Source organism: Curtobacterium sp. MCSS17_006 (assembly GCF_003234215.1).
In the GTDB taxonomy this organism is placed as follows: Bacteria; Actinomycetota; Actinomycetes; order Actinomycetales; family Microbacteriaceae; genus Curtobacterium; species Curtobacterium flaccumfaciens.
The window spans coordinates 309323-332237 of sequence record NZ_QKSO01000001.1 but is presented as its reverse complement, the minus strand read 5'-3'; the positions used below and the strand labels follow the sequence as shown (position 1 = coordinate 332237).

Genomic DNA, 22915 nt, shown 5'->3' with positions numbered 1-22915 from the left:
CCCCGAGGGGCGGTCGGCGGCTGGGGTCGGCCGAGTAGTCAACGGACCGGCCGGCCGGTCGGCCGGCCGGCCGGTCGGTCAGCGACCGGTGAGGTCGTACGGCGCCACCGTCGAGTCGACCGTCGTCAGGTACCCACCCCCGGCGAGCGCCGTGGGCAGCGTGATGGTGCGGAGCACGGAGGGCTTCGCACCGGTGGTGTCGATCTGGGTGATCTTCCCCTCGTCGCCCCGCGTCACGAACACGCTGCGGCCGTCGTCGGTCGCTGCGGTGAACCGCACCGACGCCCCGGTGGCCGGCTGTCCGGCGACGGGCCCCTTGCGGAGCGGCGTGAGCGCGACCGAGGTCGTCGGGCCGGAGTAGACACCGTCGGCCTGCTTCCGCACCAGGACGAGCGAGTCCCCGGTGCCCGATGTCAGCGCGACGGCGGCGAACCGGGCGGTGACGGCGACGCGGGTGAAGGACCCGGTGCCGAGGTCGACGCTGCTGATCCTGCTGGACGACGTCGACGAGGTGGTCAGGTACGCGGGGACGGCGTTCCACGGGGTGCCCGCGGCCGTGCTGCCGGCCTGGGTGCCGACCGCGGTCGTGCCGTCCGGTGCCATGCGGGGCCGGTAGCTCTGCACGCTCGGCTTCGGGTACGCAACGGATCGGGAGCCCGTGAAGCCGGTCCGCGTCACCCGCACGGTCTGCACGCCGGCGGCGAGGTCGGAGCCGATCACCGTCCCGGTGGCGTTGACGATCGGGCCGTGCGGGTACGCGCCGAGGGGCGTGGTCGCGACGGGGCGCGGGTGCGTCGCACCGCGCATGATCGCGGAGACGGAGTAGGCGTCGAGGCGTCCGCCCGCGGTGACGACCAGGCGCAGGGGGCTGCCGACCAGGAACGTCTCGACCTCTTCGGTGCCGCGCTTGCCCGTCGTGGCGAGCTGCACCGCCGAGGTGTCGATCCGGGCGGTGCGCTCCGTCTTCCGTCGGAGGTCGATGACGGTGACCCGCTGCCGCTCGGAGCCGTCGAAGTCGGAGCCGACCGCCAGGTGCCGGCGCGCGGTGTCGGTCGACAGCCAGCCGGCACGCTCCCAGCGCTGGTCGGCGTTGGGGATCGCGTAGTGCTGCGCGATCCGAGCCGTGCCGCGGGGGCCGATGGCGAGGACGTCGAGCTGCGGCTTCGACTCGTCCATGAACGCGATCTGCCCGTGGCCGAGCTGCACGGAGCCCGCGTGGGTGCCGAACTCGATCCCGCTCAGGGTGGCGGTGCGCCGACCGGTCACGGCGTCGTTGACGTACACGCGCTTCGCCGTCGGGTCAGCCGTGACGAGCCAGCTGTGGTGGGCGGTCCGCGTCACGGCGGGTGCAGCCGACGCGGGGACGGCGATCGCGGTGGCGACGAGGGGGACGAGCCCCGCGAGGACGAGGGCGGGGAGGAGACGTGGAGGTCGAGCGGACATGGGGCTCCTGGGGTGCAGTGTCGGATGACGGTCGTCTAGACGATAACCGTTCTCATCTAGACGAGACGCTCCAGAACTGTACGAAGACGCTCAGCATCCCGACGAAGGGGATGGCCCCCACGGCCACCGACAGGGCAGCGAAGCAGATCGCCGGTGTCCTGGCCTCGAGTCCGCGGAGCCGCACCGCCGCGACGAGCGCGCCGACCGCGAACGGGAACGTCACGAGGACGGCGTACAGCGGCCACGACAACGGCGCCCACGACTCCGCGCTCTCCCCCTCGGCTCCGACGGAGACGATCGAGCCGGCGACGACGAGCACGATCTCGACGACCGGGGGCAGGGCGATCGCCACGTCACGCACCACCCGTCGCCGCTGCCGCCCCATGCGCCGACCCTAGTGATCCGTGATGTGCGCGCTTCCCCGCCTTCCACCAACCGGGCGTGCCAGGGTCGAGCCGTGCAGAACTCCACGACAGTCGTCATCGCCGGATGCGGCGACCTCGGGACCGAAGCCGGCCTGCGCTTCGCCGACCAGGGCCACCGTGTGATCGGACTCCGCCGCCGTGCCGAGCTGGTCCCCGCACCGATCACCGGCCGCAGCGTCGACCTGCGCCACGAGGTCCCCGAGATCCCCGCCGACACGAGCGTCGTCGTCGTGGCCTTCGCCGCCGGTAGCCGCGACGTCGACGAGTACCGGGCCACCTACGTCGACGGGCTGCGCAACGTGCTCGACGGCATCGACGCTTCGGAGGCCGACCCCCGGGTGCTCGTCGTGTCCTCGACCGCCGTGTACGACGTCTCGGACGGCAGCGAAGTCACCGAGGAGACCCCGGCGCGCGGTGCGACCCCGACCGCCGAGGTCCTGGTCGAGGCGGAGGTCCTGCTGCGCGAGCGCGCTCCCGGCGCCGTGCTGGTCCGGCTGTCGGGCGTTTACGGCCCCGGCCGCGAGCGACTGATCGACCAGGTCCGGTCCGGTGCCGCACGGCTGGCACCGGGGACCTCACCGCACACCAACCGCATCCACCGCGACGACGCCGCCGCCGCACTCGTGCACCTGGCGGCGCCGCCGGACCCGGCACCGCTCTACCTGGGGACGGACGACGAGCCGAGCCGGCTGGACGACGTGCTGCGGTTCCTGGCCGACGAACTCGACGTCGCCGAGCCGTCGACGGGTGACGGTGACGCGCGGCAGGCCGGCGGCGACAAGCGCCTGTCGAACGCGCTCCTCCGGTCGACGGGATGGGCACCCCAGTACCCGACGTTCCGCGAGGGCTACCGCGCCGTGCTGGCCGGCGAGGGCACCCGCCACCCCTGACACCCTGCGGACCACCGCGCTCAGTGGCCGCGGTGGTCCTGGATCGTGATCCGCGGCCCGAACGACGGCTTCCGGAACCCGGAGCCACCGATCAACCGCACGACACGCTCCCGGTGCCCGCGCCAGGGTTCGAGCAGCTCGAGCATCCCGTCGTCGTCGACCGGGGCCCCGGTGAGCGCCCACCCGACGAGCGCCGGCACGTGGAAGTCCCCCACGCTCGGTGAGTCCGGGTCACCGTGGGAGCGCTGGGCGGTCTCGGCGGCGGTCCACTGACCGACCCCGGGGATCGACTGCAGCTTCGTGGAGACGACCTCGCCACCGCGCCCGTGCGCCAGGGTCCGTTCGAGTGCCGGCGCGAGCTTCACGGCGCGCATCACGGTGGCCGAGCGCCCCGGTTCGATGCCCGCCCGGTGCCACTCCCAGCTCGGGATCCGCGCCCACGTCCGAGCGTCCGGCGGCACCATCATGCCCGCGGGTGCCGGACCGGGCGCCGGGGTGCCGTGCCGACGGAGCAGGTACCGCCACGCGCCCCACGCCTGGCGCGAGGTCACCTTCTGCTCCATGATCGCCGGCACGAGCATCGCGACGACGGTGTTCGTGCGGAGCAGCCGGAGCCCGGGCTGCCGGTGTCGTGCCGCGGCGAGGAACTCGTTGCCGGAGACGTCGAACGACGACCAGTCGTCGCCGCGTCCGAGCAGATCGGGGGCGTGCTCGACCGCCCACGACGCACCGCTCCCCCACGCCGACACCGCGATGGTGTCGCCGGCCCGCCGGATCGCCACGGAAGCGGGGCCGGAGGGCGTGCGCAGCGCGAGCCACACGACACCGCCGACCACCTGGAAGGCCGGGTCGCCGGAGCCACGCTGCAGGGGCCGCAGGGTCGACGCGACGTCCACCGCGCCTCCAGGCCGGTACACCGTGTCGACGCGAGACGCGTCACCGGACGCACCAGCGGCGTCGACGGCGGCGGAAGCGAGCAGGGACACACGGGGATGGTAATGCGGAACCACCGTCAGTCATGATGGGCACTGATCCCCACCCCCCGACGACGGAGTTCCCATGCGCATCGGCATCCTCACCTCCGGAGGCGACTGCCCCGGCCTGAACGCGGTCATCCGCGCGATCGTCCTGAAGGGCATCGCCATCTACGGACACGACTTCGTCGGCTTCCGCGACGGGTGGCGCGGGGTGGTCGACGGCGACATCGTCCCGCTCGGCCGCAAGGACATCCAGGGCATCGCGAAGCAGGGCGGCACGATCCTCGGCACCAGCCGCACGAACCCGTTCGAGGGCCCCAACGGCGGGGTCGAGAACATCTCCGCGACCCTGCAGCGGCACGGCATCGACGCGATCGTCGCGATCGGCGGCGAGGGCACCCTGGCCGCCGCGAAGCGCCTGACCGACGCCGGCCTGAAGATCGTCGGCGTGCCGAAGACGGTCGACAACGACCTGGGCGCGACCGACTACACGTTCGGCTTCGACACCGCCGTCGCCATCGCGACCGAGGCGATGGACCGCCTGCGCACCACCGGTGAGTCGCACTCGCGCTGCATGGTCGCCGAGGTGATGGGCCGGCACGTGGGCTGGATCGCGCTGCACTCCGGCATGGCCGCGGGCGCGCACGCGATCCTCATCCCGGAGCAGAAGACGAGCATGGAACAGATCGCGAAGTGGGTGCGTGCCGCCTACGACCGCGGGCGCGCTCCGCTCGTGGTGGTGGCCGAGGGCTTCGTCCCCGACCACGAGGACACGGCGCACACCGAGCGCGGCCTCGACGCCTTCGGGCGCCCGCGGCTCGGTGGCATCGGCGAGCGCCTCGCGCCGCTCATCGAGGAGATGACGGGCATCGAGACGCGGGCCACGACCCTGGGGCACATCCAGCGCGGTGGCACGCCGACCGCGTACGACCGGGTGCTCTCGACCCGGCTCGGGCTGGCGGCGATCGACTCGGTCGTCGAGGAGCGCTGGGGCCGGATGGTGGCGCTGCGGGGCACCGAGATCGAGCACGTCTCGTTCGAGGAGGCGCTCGGGGAGCTCAAGACCGTGCCGCAGGCGCGGTTCGACGAGGCCGCCATCATGTTCGGCTGAGTGGGGCGTGCGGCTGGGCTGTTTCGGGCGTACCTGGTCGAATCGGGCGTACCTGGTCGGTTCTTCTGGCCAGGTACGCCCGAATCCACCAGGCATCGCGCGCGTTCTGGGAAAGAACGGACACGCCGCCGAGCCCGCCGAGTCTGCGCCGGGTCGAATCGGGCGTACCCGGTCAGATCGGGCGTACCTGGTCGGTTGTTCTGCCCCGGTACGCCCGAATCCACCAGGCATCGCAACGCGTTCTGGGAAAGAACGGGCACGCCGACGAGCCCGCCGAGTCTGCGCCGGGTCAGATCGGGCGTACCTGGTCGAATCGGGCATACCTCGACGGTTCTTCGGACCCGGTACGCCCGAATCCACCAGGCATCGCGCACGTTCTGGGAAAGAACGGACCGACGGCCGGGAGGCCCGGGGTAGCGTCCGGCGCATGACCCGCGCCGTCCTCGTGTCCAGTACAGCCCCGCCCACCGTCACCGACATCGACCTGCCGGATCCGGCCGAGGGCGAGGCCCTCGTCGACGTCACGTACTCGAGCGTCAACTACAAGGACGGCCTGGCCCTCGCGCGGAACCCCGGTGTCGCCCGGCTCGACCCACTGGTGCCGGGGATCGACGTCGTCGGCACGGTGTCGGGGCTCGGACCGGGCGTGCACGAGGTCGCGATCGGTGACCGGGTGGTGTTGAACGGCGCCGGCCTGGGTGAGAGCCGGCACGGGGGCTGGGCAACGCATGCGGTGGTGCCGTCCGGGTCGCTCGTCGTGCTGCCCGAGGCGATCGACGACTCGTTCGCGGCGGCCATCGGTACAGCGGGGTTCACGGCGATGCTCAGTGTGCTGGCGCTCGAGCGCTTCGTCGCGCCGGACGACGGGCCGGTGCTGGTGACCGGTGCGTCCGGCGGGGTCGGCACCGTGGCGATTGCGCTCCTCGCGGCCCGCGGGTACCGGGTGACGGCGTCGACCGGTCGCGCGGCCAACACGGACTCGCTCCGCCGACTCGGGGCGACCGAGGTGGTCGACCGCAGCACCCTGTCCGAGCCGGGCAAGCCGATGCAGCGTGCCACCTGGGCCGGTGCGGTGGACAGCGTCGGCGGGCCCACGCTGGCGAACGTCCTGGCCTCGACCCGGTGGGGTGGTGCCGTCACGGCGTGTGGGCTGGCGCAGGACTCCGCACTGCCGACGACCGTGCTGCCGTTCATCCTTCGGTCGGTGTCGCTGCTCGGGATCAACTCCGTCGACGCCCCGCTCGAGCTCCGACGTCGGGCGTGGAACCGCCTGGCGACCGACCTCGACGCGGCGCTCCTGGCCGACGTCACCCGCACGGTGACGCCCGAGCAGGCCATCGCGGTGGGCGCCGAGGTCGTCGAGGGACGGGTGCACGGACGAACGGTCGTCGCCGTCACGGGCTGATCCGGCGTGCTTTCCGGGCGATTCTTTTAGCAAACGTTTGCATATTGACACGCTAGGATTTCGAGTGTCGATTTCGTCCTCGAGGAGATGACATGCCGGTCCCCAAGTCCACCGTGGAGAGCTCTCCCCGGAAGCTCCTGCGCGACGTCGTGTACGACAAGATGCTCGCGGCCCTCCGCGACGGCACACTGCAGCACGGCGAGCGCCTGAACGACGACGAGCTGGTCCAGTGGCTGGGTGTGAGTCGCACCCCGATCCGCGAGGCGATCGCGAAGCTCGTCGACATCGGCCTGGTCGAGATGGAGGCGAACCGGTACACCCGCGTCGCCACCCCGACCTTCGAGGACTGGGTCACCGCGACCCGCGCGACCGCCGGGTTCTTCGAGCTCAGCCTGCGCTGGGGTGTCCCCGAGTACAGCGACGAGGACGTCGAAGCCCTCACTGCGCTGCTCGACAAGGCCGACCGCATGCGCAAGGTGCGGGACTACGGCTTCAGCGGCGCCCTCAACGAGATCATCGAGTTCGCCGTCGAGCACTCCGGCAACCCGCTGGTGCAGAACGCCGCGGTCGGTGCCATGGAGCGGGTCCGCTTCACGCTCAACCCCACGCCGGCGTTCGAGCAGTACGGGTCCGAGGCGTTCTTCTCGATCCTGCGCGAAGCGCTCACCGAGCGCGACGGCGAAGGCGCCGCCGAGGCCGGACGCGCGCTCACCCGCAACTTCGAACAGCACATCGAGGCGGTCCGCGCCGACCGCGGCTGACCCATGAGCGTCGGCGAGTGGGGTGACGCCGACCCGTGGGCGGCCGTGCACGACGACGCCTACGCGTCCCTGCTCGCCCACGTCCGCGCCGGCCCCCGCGGACCGGTGTCCGTCGACCTCGACGCACTGAGCTGGGAGTGGGGCGCCGCTCGTGGTGACGTCCGCGCAGCGGCGGCCCGGCTCGAGGACCTCGGCATCCTCGTCCGCCGGCCGGACGGCACGTGGCAGTACGAGGAGCTCTCCGACGCCGACCTGTCCGACGCGCTCGACTTCTGGGTCGCGCTCGTCGGCCCGGCCATCCGGGCCACCATCCCGGCCCTCTCCCCGGGGCTGCGCGCCGAGCTCGACCGCCGGACCGCGCGGGCCCGCACCGCCGCCGCGCTGCGCCTGACGGAGTACCCGACGGCGTTCTCGGCCACCTGCCAGTTCTGGTTCGAGCACTCCCCGAACACCCTCGTGCGCGACCTGGGGTTGCGGGCGTTCGAACGGATGCGGTGGTCGCGCGTCCCGACGAGACCGTGGTCGGTCCACGAGGTCCGACCTTGGTTCGCCGCGATCACCCGAGCGGTGGACACCGGCGACCCGGCCGTGGCGACCGACGCGACCGAGATCATCGACGGCCTGTTCGAGGCCCACCGGCAGAACATCGGGATCCGCCGCACGGACCGGCCGGCCACCGACGCCTCCGATCGACGTGCGGGTGCGGTGCACCGTGCGCTGCTCCGCGACCTCCGCTCTGGGGCGTTGCCCATCGGGTCGACGCACTCGCTCGAGGGCCTGGTGGTCCGGACCGGAGCCCCGATCCAGGCGGTCCTCGAGGCTGTCCGATGGCTGCACGACCTGGGCCTGGTCGAGAGCGACGGAGATCGGTACCGCGTCGTCGAACCGTCGCTCGCGACCTGGCGGGACACGATGGAACTGCTCACCGGGGTCTTCGCCCACGCGTCCGTCCACGTGCTGCCCGGGCTCCACGGACCCGAGCTCGACGAGTTCCGGCGACTGGTGGAACGAGCACGCGCGGACGGCCAGGTCCGCGACCACCGCTACACCGAGAGCGCGTTCGCCGTCACGCGGTTCCTGTCCGAACAGTCGGGCAACCGGTGGACCCGGGAGGCCCTGCGCCTCGCGATGGCCCGGCTCGCCTACGCGCTGCCCGAGGCCCCGGCGTTCCGGCAGTGGGACGCCGAGGCACTCTGGCTCACGCTCGACACGGCGGCCGGCAGCGGCGACGTCGGTGCCGCCCGGGCCGCTGCCCGCCGGTTCGTCGACGTCGCACGGGCGCACGTGGACGACGTCACGGCCCGGTGGGGCACGATGGGGTCATGACCGACGCGCGCGACGACGTCCTGATCCACGCCACCGGGGTCCGCGTCACGCGCTCCGGCCGCGACCTGCTGCACGGCATCGACCTGACCGTCCGCCGCGGCGAGCACTGGGCGCTGCTCGGACCGAACGGTGCCGGCAAGTCCACGCTGCTGGCCGTCCTCGGCGCGACCGGCCACCCCACCGCGGGCACGGTCGAGGTCCTCGGCCGCCGACTCGGACGCGTCGACGTCCGCGAACTCCGGGAGCACATCGGCCACGTCGACCCCCGGCACCGGATGCTCTCGCCCCTCACGGTGCTCGAGACGGTGCTCACCGGGCTGACCGGCACGACGGACCTCATGATGCGGTGGGACCCCTCGGCCGAGCAGGTCGCGCTCGCCGAGCAGCACATCGCCGACGTCGGGCTCTCGGCACGACGGGACGCCCGCTGGCCGGTGCTGTCGCAGGGTGAGCGGGGCCGCGCCCTCATCGCCCGGGCCCTGATGTCCGAACCCCAGCTGCTGCTGCTCGACGAGCCGGCGACCGGGCTCGACGTCGCCGCACGGGAACACCTGCTCGAGACCGTCGACACGCTGCGGCACCGGCACCCCGAGCTGGGCAGCGTCATGGTCACCCACCACCTGGAGGACCTGCCGGCCTCGACGTCGCACGCGATGCTGCTCCGCGACGGTGCCGTCGTGGCCCAGGGCACCTCGGACGAGGTCATCACGTCGTCGGCGGTGTCGCACGCGTTCGACTTCCCGCTCGCGATCCTGCGGTCGGAAGGGCGCTGGGCGGCACGCCGATCCGCCTGACGCGTGCTTGAATGGCCGTCCAGTGTCCGCGGCCCGTGTCGGGGAGGGACCCGGCACCGCACCACGGTGTCACGCCGCGGACCGTCACCAGGGGGAACCATGACGAACACGCCGCCGCCCTACCCGGGGTCCGAGCCGCAGCCGAACGACGGGCAGCCGAACGCCGGCCAGCCGAACGGCCAGCAGTACCCGCAGCAGCCCGCAGGCCAGCCCCAGCAGCAGCCCGCAAGCCAGCCGTACGCGCAGCAGCAGCCCGTCGGCCAGCCCTACACGCAGCAGCAGCAGCCCGCCGGCCAGCCGTACGCCCAGGCCGCCCCCGCCGGCGCCGCGCCCTACGCACCCCCGCCCACGTCGTCGGCCTCCCGGGGCAAGCGCGTCCTGATCTCGGTGCTCGGCGTCGTCGTGGCCGTGGTGGTGGCGTTCCTCGTCCGCCAGGGCCTCAACGCGGCCTTCAGCGACTCCACGGAAGAGAAGGTCTCGAAGGCCGTCGAGCAGATCCGCGAGCAGAGCGACCTGCCCAAGCAGGTCGACTCCGTCACGACGTGGACCGGGATCGAGGCCGAGGGCGCCGCGATCCACTACGACTACACGGTGTCGTCGAACGTCGATCCGGCCTCGATCACCGAGGGGGCCATCCGCGACGCCGTCGGGCCGAACCTCTGCTCGAACAGCGAGACGAAGAAGCTCCTCGACGAGGACGTCGACATGCGCTACACGTACAAGTTCGAGGGCTCGTCGAAGACCGTCGACACGACCTTCACGAAGGCCGACTGCTCCTGAGCCCCGACGCCCGTCACGCGGGCGCGGCGGCAGCAGCCTCCGCGCCCGTCACACGGTCGCGGCGGCAGCAGCCTTCGCAGCCGCGGGCAGGGCGTCGAGGATCCGTCCGACGGCGCGGTCGTCGTGTGCGGCCGTGACGAACCACGCCTCGAAGACGCTCGGCGGCAGGGTCACCCCGGCGTCGAGCATCGCGTGGAAGAACGGCGCGTAGCGGAACACGTCCTGCGCCCGCACGTCGTCGTAGTTCCGCGGTGCCTGCTCGGTGAACGCGAACGAGAACAGGTTGCCGGCGCGCTGCACGGTGTGGGCGACGCCCTCGGCCGACAGGGCCTCGGACGTGGCCGCGGAGATGACCGACGCGGTGCCGTTCAGCGACTCGTACACCGACGGCGTCGCGGCCCGCAGCGTCGCGATGCCGGCGGCGACGGCCAACGGGTTCCCCGACAGGGTGCCCGCCTGGTACACCGGCCCGAGCGGGGCGAGGAAGTCCATGACCTCCCGCCGACCGCCGAGTGCGGCGAGCGGCATACCGCCACCGATGACCTTGCCGAACGTGATGAGGTCAGGCTTCCACCCGGCACCGTCCGGCACGACCTTGGACGCCTCGAGGCCCCACCAGCCGGCAGCGCCGACGCGGAACCCGGTCAGGACCTCGTCGACGATGAGCAGCGCGCCGTGCGACCGGGTGATCTGCGCCAGTGCACGGTTGAAGCCGCGCTCCGGTGCCAGGACGCCCATGTTCGCGGCGGCCGACTCGACGATGACGGCGGCGATGCGCTCGGAGTGCTCGTCGAAGGCCCGGCGGACGGCGTCGAGGTCGTTGTACGGCAGCACGAGGGTCTGCGCGGCGGTCTCGGCGGTGATGCCCGCGCTGCCCGGCATGGCCAGGGTCGCGACGCCCGAGCCGGCCTCGGCCAGCAGGGAGTCCGAGTGCCCGTGGTAGTGCCCGGCGAACTTCACGAGCAGGTCGCGACCGGTGTAGCCGCGGGCCAGCCGGATCGCGGTCATCGTGGCCTCGGTGCCGGTCGACACCATGCGGAGCTTCTCGATGGGGCCGTCGCCGTCCACCGACACCCGCTGCTTCACGAGTTCGGCCAGCTCGGTCTCCCCCGGGGTCGACGCCCCGAACGACAGTCCGCGCGCGGCGGCCTGCTGCACGGCCTCGACCGTGCCGGGGTGGGCGTGCCCGAGGATCGCGGGGCCCCACGACGCGACGAGGTCGACGTACTCGCGACCCTCGGCGTCGGTGACGTAGGCGCCCTTCGCGGACACCAGGAACCGCGGGGTGCCGCCGACCGACCCGTAGGCGCGGACCGGGGAGTTCACGCCGCCCGGGATCGCGTTCTTGGCACGGCCGAAGAGCTGGTCGTTCGTGGTCATTCGGGGGCCTTCCCGGTCGAGGCGATGCCGGCGACGTCCGCGGTGCTGCCCGAGGTGCGGAGGCCCGCTTCCTCGTTGAGCTTCCGCGCGATGTCGACGGCGAAGTAGGTCAGGATCGCGTCGGCACCGGCGCGCTTGATGCCGACGAGCGACTCCATCGCGGCGGCGTCGCGGTCGATCCACCCGTTCTGCGCTGCTGCGGTGATCATCGCGTACTCGCCCGAGATCTGGTACGCCCAGACCGGGACCGGCGAGGTCGCAGCGGTCTCGGCGAGCACGTCGAGGTAGCTCATCGCGGGCTTCACCATCACGATGTCGGCGCCCTCGTCGACGTCGAGCGCGACCTCGCGGAGCCCCTGCCGACCGTTCGCGGCGTCGATCTGGTACGTCCGGCGGTCACCGACGAGTGACGACGACACGGCCTCGCGGAAGGGACCGTAGAACGCCGAGGCGTACTTGGCGGCGTAGGCGAGCAGCGCGGTCCCGCTGTGTCCGGCACCGTCGAGGGCGTCACGCGCGGCGGCGATCTGGCCGTCCATCATGCCGCTCATGCAGACGAGCTCGGCACCGGCCTCGGCCTGCGCCACCGCCATGTCGCGGTAGCGCAACAGGGTGGCGTCGTTGTCGACGGAGCCGTCGGCGGCCAGCACACCGCAGTGTCCGTGGTCGGTGAACTCGTCGAGGCACAGGTCGGACTGCACCACGAGGGCATCCCCCACCTCTTCGCGAGCGACGCGGATCGCCACGTTGAGGATGCCGTCCGGGTCGGTCGCGCCGGAGCCCTCCGCGTCCTTCGTGGTCGGGACGCCGAACAGGTTCACGCCACCCACACCGACCGACGCGGCGTCGACGAGCGCGCGGCGGAACGAGTCGAGGGAGTGCTGCTGCACACCCGGCATGCTCGAGATGTCCACGGCGTCGGTCGCGCCTTCGCGGATGAACATCGGCAGCACGAGCTCGGCGGGGTGGAGCCGGGTCTCGGCCACGAGTCGTCGCATCGCGGGGGTGGCGCGGAGCCGACGGGGGCGGACCTGGGGGAAGCGTCCAGTCACGGGTGACCTTCCTGGTGGGGGGTGGTTGGGTTCAGTGCCTCGACGACGGCGTCGAGCAGGGCTTCTGCGGACCGGGTGCGTCCGACGGCGTGCACGGGCAGTCCGGCCGCACGGGCGTCGGTCGCGGTCCCGGGGCCGATGCAGGCCACGATGGTGCGGGGGTCGAGCGGGGTCATCCGGCGGGCGATCTCGCGGGCGACGCTGCCGCTCGTCACGAGCACCGCAGCGGGCGCCGTCTCGAGGGTGATCGGCTCGTCGCCGGTCCCCACGGTACGGTACGCGACCACGTCGTCCACGTCGATGCCGCGGGCGCGGAGGCCGTCGACGAGCGTCGGTGCTGCGATCTCGGAGCGGGGGAACAGCACGGTGCCGTCGGTGTCCGGCAACTCCTGCACCAGGCCGGCTGCGGACGTCTGGTCCGGCACCAGGTCGACGACCCAGCCCGCAGCGCGCGCGGCACGGGCGGTCGGCTCGCCGACCGCGGCGACGCGTACCCCGGCCGGGAGGCCCGCCACGCGTTCCGACAGGACCGTCACGGCCGTCGCACTGGTCACCACCACCCATGCGTAACCAGCCACAGGGGTCCGGTCACCGACGGTATCCGGTGATCCGGGCCTCCCAGCCGCTCCGGAGGCGACCAGGCGGCGGACCGCAGCGTCGAGCGCGGCGGGGTCGGACGGCGGAGCGTCCGTAATGAGGGGGACGACGACGGGCGCGAGCCCTCGGGCCCTGGCCTCGGCGGCGACCCGGTCCCCCCACGCACCGCCACGCGGGACGAGGACGACCGGGGGTCGCGCCTCGTCCGTCGCGGTGGTGGAGGGTTCCGTGGTGACCGCCTACTCGGCCGGCGTCGCGAGGCCGGGGCCCGCGGTGTACGGCCCGTCCGTGGTGTCCTCGGCGACGGTGGTCGCCAGGTCGGCGAGGTCAGCGGCGCCGTTCTCGAGCAGCTCGGTCGCCACACGGCCACCGACCGCGAGTGCTTCGTCGAGACGCTCCTGCGCCGAGCCGTCGAGCACGGCCGCGTGCGACGCGGTGCGGTACTCGGTGCCGTCGGGGCGGTAGACGGTCGCGGACACGAGCAGCAGCTCGGCGTCCACGACGGCCGTCGCACCGATCGGAGCGGAGCAGCCGGCCTCGAGCTTGGCGAGCACCTCGCGCTCGGCCGTCACCGTCAGGCGGGTGGGGGCGTGCTCGATCTTGCGGAGTGCGGCGAGCAGCCCACGATCGGTCTCGTCCGAGCGGATCTCCACCGCGAGCGCGCCCTGTCCGGGAGCACTCGGCCAGAAGCCGAGGTCGAGCAGTTCCGTGGCGGCCGACAGGCGGTCGATGCGCCCGAGGCCGGCGGCGGCGAGCACCACGGCGTCGAGGTCGTCGTCCACCCGGCCGAGGCGGGTGTCGATGTTGCCGCGGATGTCGATCACGTCGAGGTCGGGGCGCTGCGCACGGAGCTGCGCGGCACGGCGGGGCGAACCGGTGCCGACCTTCGCGCCCTCGGGCAGGGTGTCGACGGTGGCGCCGTTCCGGGCGACGAGGACGTCACGAGCGTCCGCACGCTTCGGCACGGCACCGATCGTCAGGCCCGGGTACGGCGCGGTCGGCAGGTCCTTGAGCGAGTGCACGAGGACGTCGACCTCGCCCGCGACGAGCGCTTCACGCAGGGCACTGGCGAAGACACCGGTGCCGCCGAGCGACGCCAGGGAGGCACGGTTCGTGTCGCCCTCGCTCGTGACGGTGACGAGTTCGACGGGCCGACCGGCCGCCTTCGCGAGGCGGTCGGCGACGTCCTGCGACTGCGCGACCGCGAGCCGGCTGGCACGGGTGCCGAGCCGGATCGGGGTCGGGCCGTCGGGCGCTGTGGCGCTGGGGTCGTTCACGGTCGTGTCGGTCACGGAGCGACGCCCGCGGCGGCGGGCTTGAACCCCGCTCGCACGTTCTCGCAGCACCCCGGACGGCACACGTCGTACCAGGGGCCGATGTCGGTCATGTGCGGACGCTCGGCCTTGGGCGTGCCGTTGACGCGCTCGAGCACCAGGTCGACCAGACCGGAGACGTAGGCCGGGTCGATGCCGGGGGTCTGCGTGCGGAGCGACCAGAAGCCGAGCTCACCGGCGGTCTCGGTGGCTTCCTCGTCGAGGTCCCACATGACCTCCATGTGGTCGCTGACGAAGCCGAGCGGGACGATCAGCACGGCACGGGTCGGGCCGCCCTTGAGGTCCTCGTTCATGTAGTCGTTGATGTCGGGCTCGAGCCACGGCTGCGTCGGTGGGCCGGAGCGCGACTGGTAGACGAGCTTCCAGGCGGGCTTCGACGTGCCCTGCAGGTGGGCGTGCTCGGGCTGCTCGAGGAGCTCGGCCCAGGCCTGGTCGAGGACGACCTCGCCGACGGCCAGGTGCTGCGCCTCGTACGCGCCGTGCTCGTCGAACCCGCGGTAGTCGGGGCCCGAGCGGGCGGCGTCGGTCGAGGGGATCGAGTGCGTCGAGAAGAGCACCTGCAGCTCGGTCGCGACGTCCAGGCCCTCGTTCTCGGCGATCGCGCGGGCCATGCCGTCGCGGACGCCGTCGATGAACGGGCGGACGAAGCCCGGGTGGTCGAAGAACTGGCGGACCTTGTCGATCTGGATGGTGTCGATCAGACCGGTCTCGTTGAGCACGCGGGCGTAGTCCTCGCGGTACTGCCGGCAGCTCGAGAACGACGAGTACGCGCTCGTGGCGATGGCGACGAGCTTCGTGTAGCCCTTGTCCGCCGCCTCGGTGAACGCCTGCTCCAGGTAGGGCTCCCAGTTGCGGTTGCCCCACAGGACCGGCATGTCGATGCCGCGCGACGCCAGCTCGGCCTCGAGCGCGGCCTTGAGCGCACGGTTCTGCGCGTTGATCGGGCTCACGCCGCCGAAGTGGCGGTAGTGGTGCGCCACTTCCTCAAGGCGCTCGTCCGGGATCCCGCGGCCACGGGTGACGTTCCGGAGGAAGGGGATGACGTCGTCCTGGCCCTCGGGGCCGCCGAAGCCGGCCAGCAGGATCGCGTCGTAGGCGGTCGGGGTCTCGACGTGCTCGGGACCGGACGCCGCCGCGGGGGTGGCGGCGAGGACCTGGCCGTTCGTGATCATGCTGGTGTCGGTCATGACAGCACCTCCGGGAGTTCGGCGGTCGTCACACGACGACCCGTGAAGAAGGGGACCTCTTCGCGCACGTGCATGCGCGCTTCGGTGTAGCGGAGATCGCGCATCAGGTCGACGAGGTCGACGAGGTCCGGGCTCTCGAGCGGCAGGATCCACTCGTAGTCGCTCAGGGCGAAGGTCGCGATGGTGTTCGTGAGCACGCGACGGTACTTCGCGCCGGCGATGCCGTGGTCGCGGAGCATCTTCGAGCGCTCCTCTTCCGGCAGCAGGTACCACTCGTAGGAGCGGACGAACGGGTACACCGTGATCCACGCCTCGGGGTCCTTGCCGCGCAGGAACGCGGGGGTGTGCCGCTTGTTGAACTCGGCCTCGCGGTGCATGGCCATGACGTGCCAGACCGGCTCGGCGTCCTGGAACAGGCCGGTGCGACGGATCTCGCGCAGCACGGCCTGGATCGCCTGTGCGTCGTCGCCGTGCAGCCAGACCATGACGTCGGCGTCGGCACGGAAGGCCGAGACGTCGTAGAAGCCACGGATCGTGACCCCGCGCTCGGCGGCGCTGGCGATCACGGTGTCGAGTTCGGCCACGGCGTCGTCGCCGACGCGGTGGACCGGACCGAGGGGCCGGCGGAACACTGCCCAGAGGGCGTAGGCCGTCAGCAGGTTCGGGTCGATCCCGGAGTCCGGCTGACCGGTCTCGGCGGGTTCCGTGTGGGGGTGGTCGTGCGCGGGCACGGGCCCGGTGTTCGTGGGCGCGTCGGAGCTCATGGATCCATTGTCCTATCGGTTGCCAGGGTGTTGGCCGCCCCGCATCCGGTGGACCGCGCTCGGGCGGTCTACCGCCGTCGGAGCACCATCACGACGATACCCCCGACCACCGCTACGCCGGCTGCGAGACCGGCCAGGTAGGGCACCGGCTTCTCGTCGAGGCCGCGCTTGAACTTCGACGCCGCGATCCCGATCTGCTTCGGGACGTTGAGCTTGTCCTCGATCGCGTCGAGGGTGTCGAACAGCTGGGCGCGGGTCGCGGCGACGCGAGCAGCGAGATCGTCGTGCGGGTCGGTCACGGTTCCTCCGTCGGTGGTGCGGCTGTCGAGGCTGTCGGCGCTCAGGAGCGGCCGTCGACGTCCGGCTTGCGGCTGCCGTACTGCGTCGGCGGGGTCGGCTTCTTGCCGAGGCCCTTGACCGCGTTGATGTCGTCCTTGACGCTGGCGATCGTGCGCTTCGGCGTGATCGGCAGGCCCTTCTTCAGGCGCTTCCAGCCGATCAGGCCGAGGATCGCGGCGATGACCAGCATCACCACGGCCACCACCAGTGCGGCCAGCCACGCCGGCATCACGGTCGCGAGGCCCATCACGGCTGCGGTCAGCAGGACGCCGATCGCGTAGAGCACGACGACGAGCGCCCCGACCAGCAGGCCGGCTGCGAGACCGAAGATCTTCGCCTTCGCGAGCATCTCGGCCTTGAGCAGGTCGATCTCGCCCTTGACCAGGCCCTTGACGAGCTTCGGGACGTCGCCGACCAGGCCGAACAGCGAACGCGACTTGCGATCGCGGGTGTCGGTCATGAGGTGGTGGTGTCCTTCTTCTGGCCGACCTTGCGGACGGCCTTCTTGGTCGTCTCACCGATGAACTCGGCGACGTCCGGGGTCTTGTCGGCGATGAAGTCCTCGGCGACGTGCACGCCCTTCTGGACGCCGTTGCTGTTCCAGACCTTGCCGCTGACGGTCTTGATCTGCTCGTACCGCGCCCGTCCGGCTCGCGATCCCAGGACGTACCCGAGTGCGGCGCCGGCGACGAACAGGAGCTTTCCGCGCATGTGCGATTCCTCCGTGCATTGGTTGTGCGGTGGTCATGCACCGAACGGAATACGTCCGGCGGTCTCACCAACAGTAGCCCTCAGGGGCTGCGCGGTCCGCTCAGGAACCGAGGATCTGGCCGGCTGCCTTCCGAGCGGCGGCGATGATGCCCGCCAGGCCGCGTCCGGTCGAGGCCTCGCCGATCCCGACGACGCCCTCGGCCAGCCCGGACGCGGTGAGGTCCGGTCCGTACCAGCCGACGCGTGCGGCGCCGCTGACGCGGTCGGCCGTGATCGGCACACCGAGCAGCGTGGACGCGTCCTGCAGGGCACGGCTGCCGACGGGGTCGGTCGGGTCGACCGGGAGGCTCGTGGCCACGCCCGCAGGGTCCGTCGCGGTGGTCGCGTAGCTGAGCCGCAGGACGTGGCGTCCGTCCGCCACGTCGGCCAGCCACGGCCACTTCACCGTCGCGTGCGTGAGGGCCTTCGCCGACACGGCCTGCGCGTCCGGGTGCACGAGCATCCCGGTGCCACGCGGGGCGGCGTCGAGCTCGGGCTGGTCGACGACGAGTGTGACGAGCTGGATGCCCGTCCGGTCGGGCGCAGCGGTGCGCTCCGGGTCGGCGACGGAGGACAGGGTGTGCTGGGCCGGCAGCCGTTCGGTCGTGCCGTCGGCGCCGACGATCTCGACCGCGTGCGCCTCGATGCGGGTCGCCCGGGTGTGCAGCCGGACGTCGACCCCGTAGGTCGCCATGTCGGCGACGAGCTCGTCCACCAGGCGCACCGTCCCCCCGCGGATCCCCTGCACCGGGGTGCCGGCGGCCGCGCGTGCCCGCAGCGACAGGACGGCCCGGGCGAGCGACCCCTCGCGCAGTAGTGCGGCGCGCAGGCCCGGGGCCACCCGGTCGGGGTCGAGCTGGTCGGGGTGGGTGGAGTGCACGCCACCGGCGATCGGCACCACGAGGTCGTCGAGCACCCGCTCCCCCATGCGCCGGCGGACGAGTTCGCCGAGCGAGGAGGCCTTGGCGCCCACCGGTGCCGGCAGCAGCGAGTCCATCTGGGCGCGCAGGCCGCCCTTCTGCCCGACCACGGCCAGCACGTCGGCGGCCATCGGGGTGCTCGGGATGCCGAGGAGTCCGGTCGCCGGGATCGGGGAGGTCCGGCCGTCGCGGGTCATCAGCCAGGCGCCGCGCGGGTCGGGGGCGACGACGTCGTTGCCGAGCCCGAGCTCGATCGCCAGGCGGCCGACGGCGTCCGTGCGGGTGGCGAAGGAGTCCGCCGCCATGTCGAGGTCGATCCCGCCGACGGTGTGCCGACGGATCATGCCGCCGAGCTCACCCGAGGACTCGACGAGCACCACGTGGGCGCCGCCCTTGGCGAGGTCACGGGCGGTGACGAGCCCGGCGATCCCGCCGCCGACCACGACGACGTCGGTCACGCGCCGGCTCCGTCCTGCGCTGCACCGTCGTCCGCGCGGCCGTCGCCGAGCGAGTGGACCAGCTCGACCACGCGGGTCAGGACGTCCGGGTCGGTCTCGGGCGGGACCCCGTGGCCGAGGTTCACGACGTGGGCCCGTGCGGCGCCGCCCCGACGGACGACGTCGCGGACGTGCGCTTCGAGGACATCCCACGGCGCCGAGAGCATCGCCGGGTCGATGTTGCCCTGCACGCTGACCCCGGTGCCGACGCGCTGGACCGCCTGGTCGAGCGGCAGGCGCCAGTCGACCCCGACCGCGTCGACGCCGACGGTGTCCGTGCCGAAGGTCGTCATGTCGGCCAGGACCTCGCCGCTGCCGACGCCGAAGTGGATGCGCGGCACCCCGAGCTCGGCGACGTGCGACATCGCCTGCGCGGAGTGCGGCGCGACGGACCGGACGTAGTCGGCCCGGGAGAGCGACCCGACCCACGAGTCGAAGAGCTGCGCGGCCGAGGCCCCGGCGAGCACCTGTGCCCGGAGGAACATCCCGGACACCTCGGCGGCCCACGCGAGCAGCCGCGACCAGGTCTCGGGGTCGGCGTGCATGAGCGTGCGGGCGCGGATGTGGTCCTTGGACGGGCCACCCTCGACCAGGTAGGCGGCGAGGGTGAACGGCGCCCCCGCGAAGCCGATCAGCGGGGTGTCGCCGAGCTGCTCGACCGTGCGGCGGACGGCCTGCTCGATCGGGGCGAGGGCCGCGGGGTCGAGCTGCTCCAGGGCGTCGACGTCGGCGGGAGTCCGGATCGGCGACGAGAGCACCGGGCCACGACCGGGGACGATCTCGACGTCCACACCGGCGAGCTTGATCGGCACGACGATGTCGCTGAAGAAGATGCCCGCGTCGACCCCGTGCCGGCGGACCGGCTGCAGGGTGATCTCCGACGCCATCTCCGGGTCGAGACACGCGTCGAGCATGGCTGTGCCGATCCGAAGCTCGCGGTACTCCGGCAGGGACCGTCCGGCCTGCCGCATGAACCACACCGGGAGCGTCTCCGGACGGTCACCCCGCAGGGCCCGTACCAGGCGGGAACCACTCGTCCGCCCTGATGCCAGGGGGTGGGAGTCGGGGAGGGATGTGGTCGTCGCTTCGGTCACCGGATGATTCTCCCATCGAGCGCGTTACCATTGACTACGTGCTCATCTGTCTCACGGCGTCGCATCGCAACGCCAGCTTCGATCTCCTGGAGCGACTGAGCATCGGTGCACCCGCGGCAGCCAGCCGACTCGTCACGGATGCCGGCGTCCTGGACGGTGCAGTGGTCCTCGCGACCTGCAACCGCTTCGAGGCGTACCTCGACATCGCGGGCGACGAGAGCGACTCCGCCGTCTCCGCCACCGTGCAGGCCGTGGCCGCCGCGAGCGACCTGGACGCCACCGAGGTCCTGGACTCCGTCAACGTGCTGGACGGCAAGGACGTCGTGCAGCACCTGTTCGCCGTGTCGAGCGGTCTCGAGTCCGTCGTCGTCGGCGAGACCGAGATCTCCGGCCAGGTCCGTCGCTCGCTCGAGGACGCCCGGTCGAACGGCACCACCACCTCGGACCTCGAGCGCCTGTTCCAAGAGGCTGCGCACACCTCGCGCGGCGTCAAGACCCGCACCCGCATCGGTGCCGCCGGCCGGTCCCTCGTGCGCCTCGGCCTCGAACTCGCCTCGTCGCGGGTCACCGACTGGGCCCGCACCCGCGTGCTGCTCGTCGGCACCGGCAGCTACGCGGCCACCACCATCGCCGCCCTGCGTGACCGCGGCGCCACGAACATCCAGGTGTTCTCGCCCTCGGGCCGGGCGCCCTGGTTCGCCGCCAAGCACGACCTCGTCGCCGCCCGTGACCTGCGCCAGGCCATCGGCGAGAGCGACGTCCTGATCACCTGCACCTCGAGCGAGGTCCCGGTCGTCGCACCGGCCGACCTCGACGACGGGGTCCGCCGCATCGTCATCGACCTCGGGCTCCCCCGCAACGTCGACCCCGCGGCCGCCGGCGTCGACGGCGTCGAACTGCTCGACCTCGAGACGATCAGCATCCACGCCCCGATCTCCGAACTGAACGCCGAGTCCGAGGCCCGCGCGATGGTCGACGACGCCGTGTCCCGGTTCCGCGCGCAGGCGATGGAGCAGTCGACGACCCCGGCGCTCGTGGCGTTCCGCAAGCACGTGTTCGACATCCTCGACGACGAGATCGAGCGGGCCAAGCGCCGCGCGGACGCCGACGGCGAGTCCGTCGAGCACACCGAGCGGGCGCTCCGGCACCTGGTCGGGGTCCTGCTGCACCGTCCCTCGGTCCGCGCTCGTGAGCTCGGACGCGCCGGTCGCGGCGAGGAGTTCGTCGGGGCGATCGACTCCCTGTACGGCGTCCGGCCGGAGGCCGAGCCGGAGCTGCCGTCGCCCGTCGTCCCGCTGGCCGACCGCACGGCACTGGACCCGACCGCCTCGGATCGCGACGACCAGGCGGACGCGAGCTGAGCCTCCAGACAGGCTCGCAACCACCCACGCTGCGCGTGAGTGCGCTGCTGCTGGTGCGTGACCGACGTGTCCTGATGGTGCGCGCCCGGGCGCGCGACGTGCTCTACCTGCCCGGCGGCAAGGCGGAGCCGCACGAGACCGACGTCGAGGCCGCCGTGCGCGAGGCCTACGAGGAGACCGGCCTGCGGCTCACCGCCGACGACGTCGACCCGTTCGGCGTCGTGCTCGAGCCCGCCCACGGGCAGGCTCCGGGGACCATGGTCGCGATGACGCTGTTCCTGGTCCGGCCGGGAGGCCCGCTGGACTCCGCCACGCCCGTCGCCTCCGCCGAGGTGGACGAGGTCGAGTGGGTCACCTCCGCCGACGCGGACCGCTGCCCGCCTGCTGGCGTGGAGACGCTCCGCCGCCTGGTGGCGGCGGAGCTCATCGACTGACCGTCAGGCTCGCGGCGGAGCTGCCGGCACGTGCCTGGTCGGCGGCACGACGCCGGTGTCACCAGCCGGAGAGGCGAGACGGCGTTCCAGCAGTGCCAGCGCGCCGATCACGGCGTCTGCCTCGAAGACGCGGTTCCGCCGTCCCGCCGATCGTTGTGTCAGGACGCCACGATCAACGAGGACCCCCAAGGCCGTGTTCGCGGCTTGCTCGCTCCGGCCCGTCGCGGCGGCGAACGTCTGCGCGGTGAGCACCGGCATGCGGGGCGCGAGTTCGAGCGCCGACCACGCAGAGGAGTCAGAGCGGACTCCGGCGAGCGCAGATCGCCAGGACTCCTTGATCCGGACTAGCTCGTGCTCGAACTGCGTCATCCGGTCCACGACCTCGGCCATCGCCTCGGCGAAGAGCCGGACGAACTGCCCGACGGCTCGCTGCGCTGGCTCCGATGCCGGCGGATCGGTGGACCGGAACCGCTGGAGCCCCGCTTCGTAGTCGACAGCACGGGTCGCCAGGACCAGGGACACCGGTGGAGACGACTCCACGGTCAGACCCCGTGACCGCAGGACAGCGTGGATCAGTGCGCGTCCGATGCGACCGTTGCCGTCGGCGAACGGGTGGATCGTCTCGAACTGTGCGTGTGCAATGGCGGCGATGGCGATCGTCGGCAGCGTGCTCGAGTTCACGAACGCCAGCAGGTCGTCGAGGAGTCCTGGCACCCGCTCCGGCACGGGAGGGACGAACGCCGCTGCGGCAGGCGTCGGTCCACCGATCCAGTTCTGGACCGCTCGGACCGTGCCCCCGACCTCGGGGGTCGCCGAGGCCTCCATCAGGCGCCGGTGCGCCTCGAGGAGCAGGTCGAGGGTCACCGGGGAACCCGGACCGACCGACTCGGTGAGGAAGGTCATGGCGTCGATGTTGCCGAGGACCTCGGTTGCGGTGCTCCACTGCCCGAGCGGGCTCCGTCCGCGCGCCTCTTCTTCGAGCAGCTTCCGCGGGGAGACCTCGAGGCCCTCGATCATCGACGACCCGACCGCTTCGGCTCGGAGGAGCATCCGGCCCAGAGCGTCTCCGCTGCCGAGCAGGGTGGATCTCGTCTCGGCTTCCGTCACCGCAGCGGTGGCCTCGAGTACGGCCGCTTGTTCGGCCGGTCCGAGTTCGACCGTTCGGCCCTGCAGCGGATCCGGCACGTAGGCGCCGAAGACCATCGGCATCCGGAAGGCGCGTGTCGCGGCTGCCGGATCGCCAGTGCGTCGGATCGTCTCGTACGAAGCCATACATGGATCATCCCATGATCAA

At 72.4% G+C, this 22915-nt stretch carries 24 protein-coding genes; 9 read left to right on the top strand and 15 right to left on the bottom strand.

Annotated elements, in window-relative coordinates; translation table 11 throughout:
- Nucleotides 1-78: 78 nt before the first annotated feature.
- Nucleotides 79-1443, bottom strand: a complete 1365-nt coding sequence (locus tag DEJ21_RS01630) for a hypothetical protein (RefSeq protein ID WP_111223500.1) — start codon at nucleotides 1441-1443, stop codon at nucleotides 79-81.
- A gap of 52 nt (nucleotides 1444-1495) precedes the next feature.
- A complete protein-coding gene (locus DEJ21_RS01625; protein WP_111028745.1) occupies nucleotides 1496-1828 on the bottom strand; it encodes a hypothetical protein in 333 nt (110 codons plus the stop codon).
- 72 nt (nucleotides 1829-1900) lie between these two features.
- Between DEJ21_RS01625 and DEJ21_RS01620 the strand changes: the two genes are divergently transcribed.
- On the top strand, nucleotides 1901-2758 hold the full coding sequence (locus DEJ21_RS01620; protein ID WP_111223499.1) for an NAD-dependent epimerase/dehydratase family protein: 858 nt from the start codon (nucleotides 1901-1903) through the stop codon (nucleotides 2756-2758).
- A 20-nt stretch (nucleotides 2759-2778) separates the two neighbouring features.
- Here the strand turns inward: DEJ21_RS01620 and DEJ21_RS01615 are convergent, their stop codons facing one another.
- Nucleotides 2779-3744 carry a DNA-3-methyladenine glycosylase gene (locus DEJ21_RS01615; RefSeq protein WP_111223498.1) on the bottom strand — a complete coding sequence of 322 codons (966 nt, stop codon included), beginning with the start codon at nucleotides 3742-3744 and terminating at the stop codon, nucleotides 2779-2781.
- A 73-nt stretch (nucleotides 3745-3817) separates the two neighbouring features.
- Between DEJ21_RS01615 and DEJ21_RS01610 the strand changes: the two genes are divergently transcribed.
- The 6 genes from DEJ21_RS01610 (at nucleotide 3818) to DEJ21_RS01585 (ending at nucleotide 9912) form a co-directional block, all read left to right on the top strand.
- Nucleotides 3818-4846, top strand: a complete 1029-nt coding sequence (locus DEJ21_RS01610; protein WP_027467034.1) for a 6-phosphofructokinase — start codon at nucleotides 3818-3820, stop codon at nucleotides 4844-4846.
- Between the two features lie 427 nt (nucleotides 4847-5273).
- Nucleotides 5274-6251 (top strand): MDR family oxidoreductase, encoded by a 978-nt coding sequence (locus DEJ21_RS01605; RefSeq protein WP_111223497.1) that lies wholly within the window; start codon nucleotides 5274-5276, stop codon nucleotides 6249-6251.
- A gap of 92 nt (nucleotides 6252-6343) precedes the next feature.
- On the top strand, nucleotides 6344-7012 hold the full coding sequence (locus DEJ21_RS18075; protein WP_111022391.1) for a GntR family transcriptional regulator: 669 nt from the start codon (nucleotides 6344-6346) through the stop codon (nucleotides 7010-7012).
- A gap of 3 nt (nucleotides 7013-7015) precedes the next feature.
- The gene (locus tag DEJ21_RS01595; protein WP_111223496.1) at nucleotides 7016-8338 is read left to right on the top strand and encodes a hypothetical protein; all 1323 of its coding nucleotides are present in this window, start codon (nucleotides 7016-7018) and stop codon (nucleotides 8336-8338) included.
- The gene (locus DEJ21_RS01590) at nucleotides 8335-9132 is read left to right on the top strand and encodes an ABC transporter ATP-binding protein (protein ID WP_111223495.1); all 798 of its coding nucleotides are present in this window, start codon (nucleotides 8335-8337) and stop codon (nucleotides 9130-9132) included. The genes DEJ21_RS01595 and DEJ21_RS01590 overlap by 4 nt, the downstream gene beginning before the upstream one ends.
- A gap of 99 nt (nucleotides 9133-9231) precedes the next feature.
- Entirely contained in the window at nucleotides 9232-9912 is a 681-nt protein-coding gene (locus DEJ21_RS01585) for a hypothetical protein (RefSeq protein ID WP_111223494.1), read from the top strand.
- 48 nt (nucleotides 9913-9960) lie between these two features.
- Here the strand turns inward: DEJ21_RS01585 and hemL are convergent, their stop codons facing one another.
- From hemL to hemE, 11 genes are all read right to left on the bottom strand, one after another.
- Nucleotides 9961-11292, bottom strand: coding sequence for a glutamate-1-semialdehyde 2,1-aminomutase (gene hemL / locus DEJ21_RS01580; RefSeq protein ID WP_111223493.1), 1332 nt, complete (start codon nucleotides 11290-11292; stop codon nucleotides 9961-9963).
- On the bottom strand, nucleotides 11289-12344 hold the full coding sequence (hemB, locus tag DEJ21_RS01575) for a porphobilinogen synthase (RefSeq protein ID WP_258374827.1): 1056 nt from the start codon (nucleotides 12342-12344) through the stop codon (nucleotides 11289-11291). Before hemB ends, hemL begins: the two co-directional genes overlap by 4 nt.
- Nucleotides 12341-12922, bottom strand: coding sequence for a uroporphyrinogen-III synthase (locus DEJ21_RS01570; RefSeq protein WP_258374826.1), 582 nt, complete (start codon nucleotides 12920-12922; stop codon nucleotides 12341-12343). The genes hemB and DEJ21_RS01570 overlap by 4 nt, the downstream gene beginning before the upstream one ends.
- A 258-nt stretch (nucleotides 12923-13180) precedes the next feature.
- A complete protein-coding gene (gene hemC / locus DEJ21_RS01565) occupies nucleotides 13181-14233 on the bottom strand; it encodes a hydroxymethylbilane synthase (RefSeq protein ID WP_258374824.1) in 1053 nt (350 codons plus the stop codon).
- Nucleotides 14230-15462 (bottom strand): ferrochelatase, encoded by a 1233-nt coding sequence (locus tag DEJ21_RS01560; RefSeq protein WP_110863600.1) that lies wholly within the window; start codon nucleotides 15460-15462, stop codon nucleotides 14230-14232. The genes hemC and DEJ21_RS01560 overlap by 4 nt, the downstream gene beginning before the upstream one ends.
- On the bottom strand, nucleotides 15459-16226 hold the full coding sequence (gene hemQ, locus DEJ21_RS01555) for a hydrogen peroxide-dependent heme synthase (protein ID WP_175330816.1): 768 nt from the start codon (nucleotides 16224-16226) through the stop codon (nucleotides 15459-15461). The genes DEJ21_RS01560 and hemQ overlap by 4 nt, the downstream gene beginning before the upstream one ends.
- Nucleotides 16227-16294: 68 nt before the next feature.
- Nucleotides 16295-16525 carry a DUF3618 domain-containing protein gene (locus DEJ21_RS01550; RefSeq protein ID WP_027467026.1) on the bottom strand — a complete coding sequence of 77 codons (231 nt, stop codon included), beginning with the start codon at nucleotides 16523-16525 and terminating at the stop codon, nucleotides 16295-16297.
- Between the two features lie 41 nt (nucleotides 16526-16566).
- The gene (locus DEJ21_RS01545; RefSeq protein ID WP_111223491.1) at nucleotides 16567-17025 is read right to left on the bottom strand and encodes a phage holin family protein; all 459 of its coding nucleotides are present in this window, start codon (nucleotides 17023-17025) and stop codon (nucleotides 16567-16569) included.
- Nucleotides 17022-17276 carry a hypothetical protein gene (locus DEJ21_RS01540; protein WP_017887727.1) on the bottom strand — a complete coding sequence of 85 codons (255 nt, stop codon included), beginning with the start codon at nucleotides 17274-17276 and terminating at the stop codon, nucleotides 17022-17024. Before DEJ21_RS01540 ends, DEJ21_RS01545 begins: the two co-directional genes overlap by 4 nt.
- A gap of 100 nt (nucleotides 17277-17376) precedes the next feature.
- Nucleotides 17377-18693 carry an NAD(P)/FAD-dependent oxidoreductase gene (locus DEJ21_RS01535; protein WP_220036544.1) on the bottom strand — a complete coding sequence of 439 codons (1317 nt, stop codon included), beginning with the start codon at nucleotides 18691-18693 and terminating at the stop codon, nucleotides 17377-17379.
- Nucleotides 18690-19826: a uroporphyrinogen decarboxylase gene (gene hemE / locus DEJ21_RS01530; protein ID WP_111028758.1), complete on the bottom strand. Its 1137-nt coding sequence runs from the start codon at nucleotides 19824-19826 to the stop codon at nucleotides 18690-18692. Before hemE ends, DEJ21_RS01535 begins: the two co-directional genes overlap by 4 nt.
- Before the next feature lie 38 nt (nucleotides 19827-19864).
- On the opposite strand from hemE, the gene DEJ21_RS01525 reads away from it, so the two are divergent.
- Together DEJ21_RS01525 and DEJ21_RS01520 are read left to right on the top strand one after the other, a co-directional pair.
- Entirely contained in the window at nucleotides 19865-21187 is a 1323-nt protein-coding gene (locus tag DEJ21_RS01525; protein ID WP_110863603.1) for a glutamyl-tRNA reductase, read from the top strand.
- A 35-nt stretch (nucleotides 21188-21222) separates the two neighbouring features.
- A complete protein-coding gene (locus tag DEJ21_RS01520) occupies nucleotides 21223-21621 on the top strand; it encodes an NUDIX domain-containing protein (RefSeq protein WP_083404464.1) in 399 nt (132 codons plus the stop codon).
- Between the two features lie 3 nt (nucleotides 21622-21624).
- Here the strand turns inward: DEJ21_RS01520 and DEJ21_RS01515 are convergent, their stop codons facing one another.
- Nucleotides 21625-22893: a Fic family protein gene (locus DEJ21_RS01515; RefSeq protein WP_220036543.1), complete on the bottom strand. Its 1269-nt coding sequence runs from the start codon at nucleotides 22891-22893 to the stop codon at nucleotides 21625-21627.
- Nucleotides 22894-22915 lie beyond the last annotated feature (22 nt).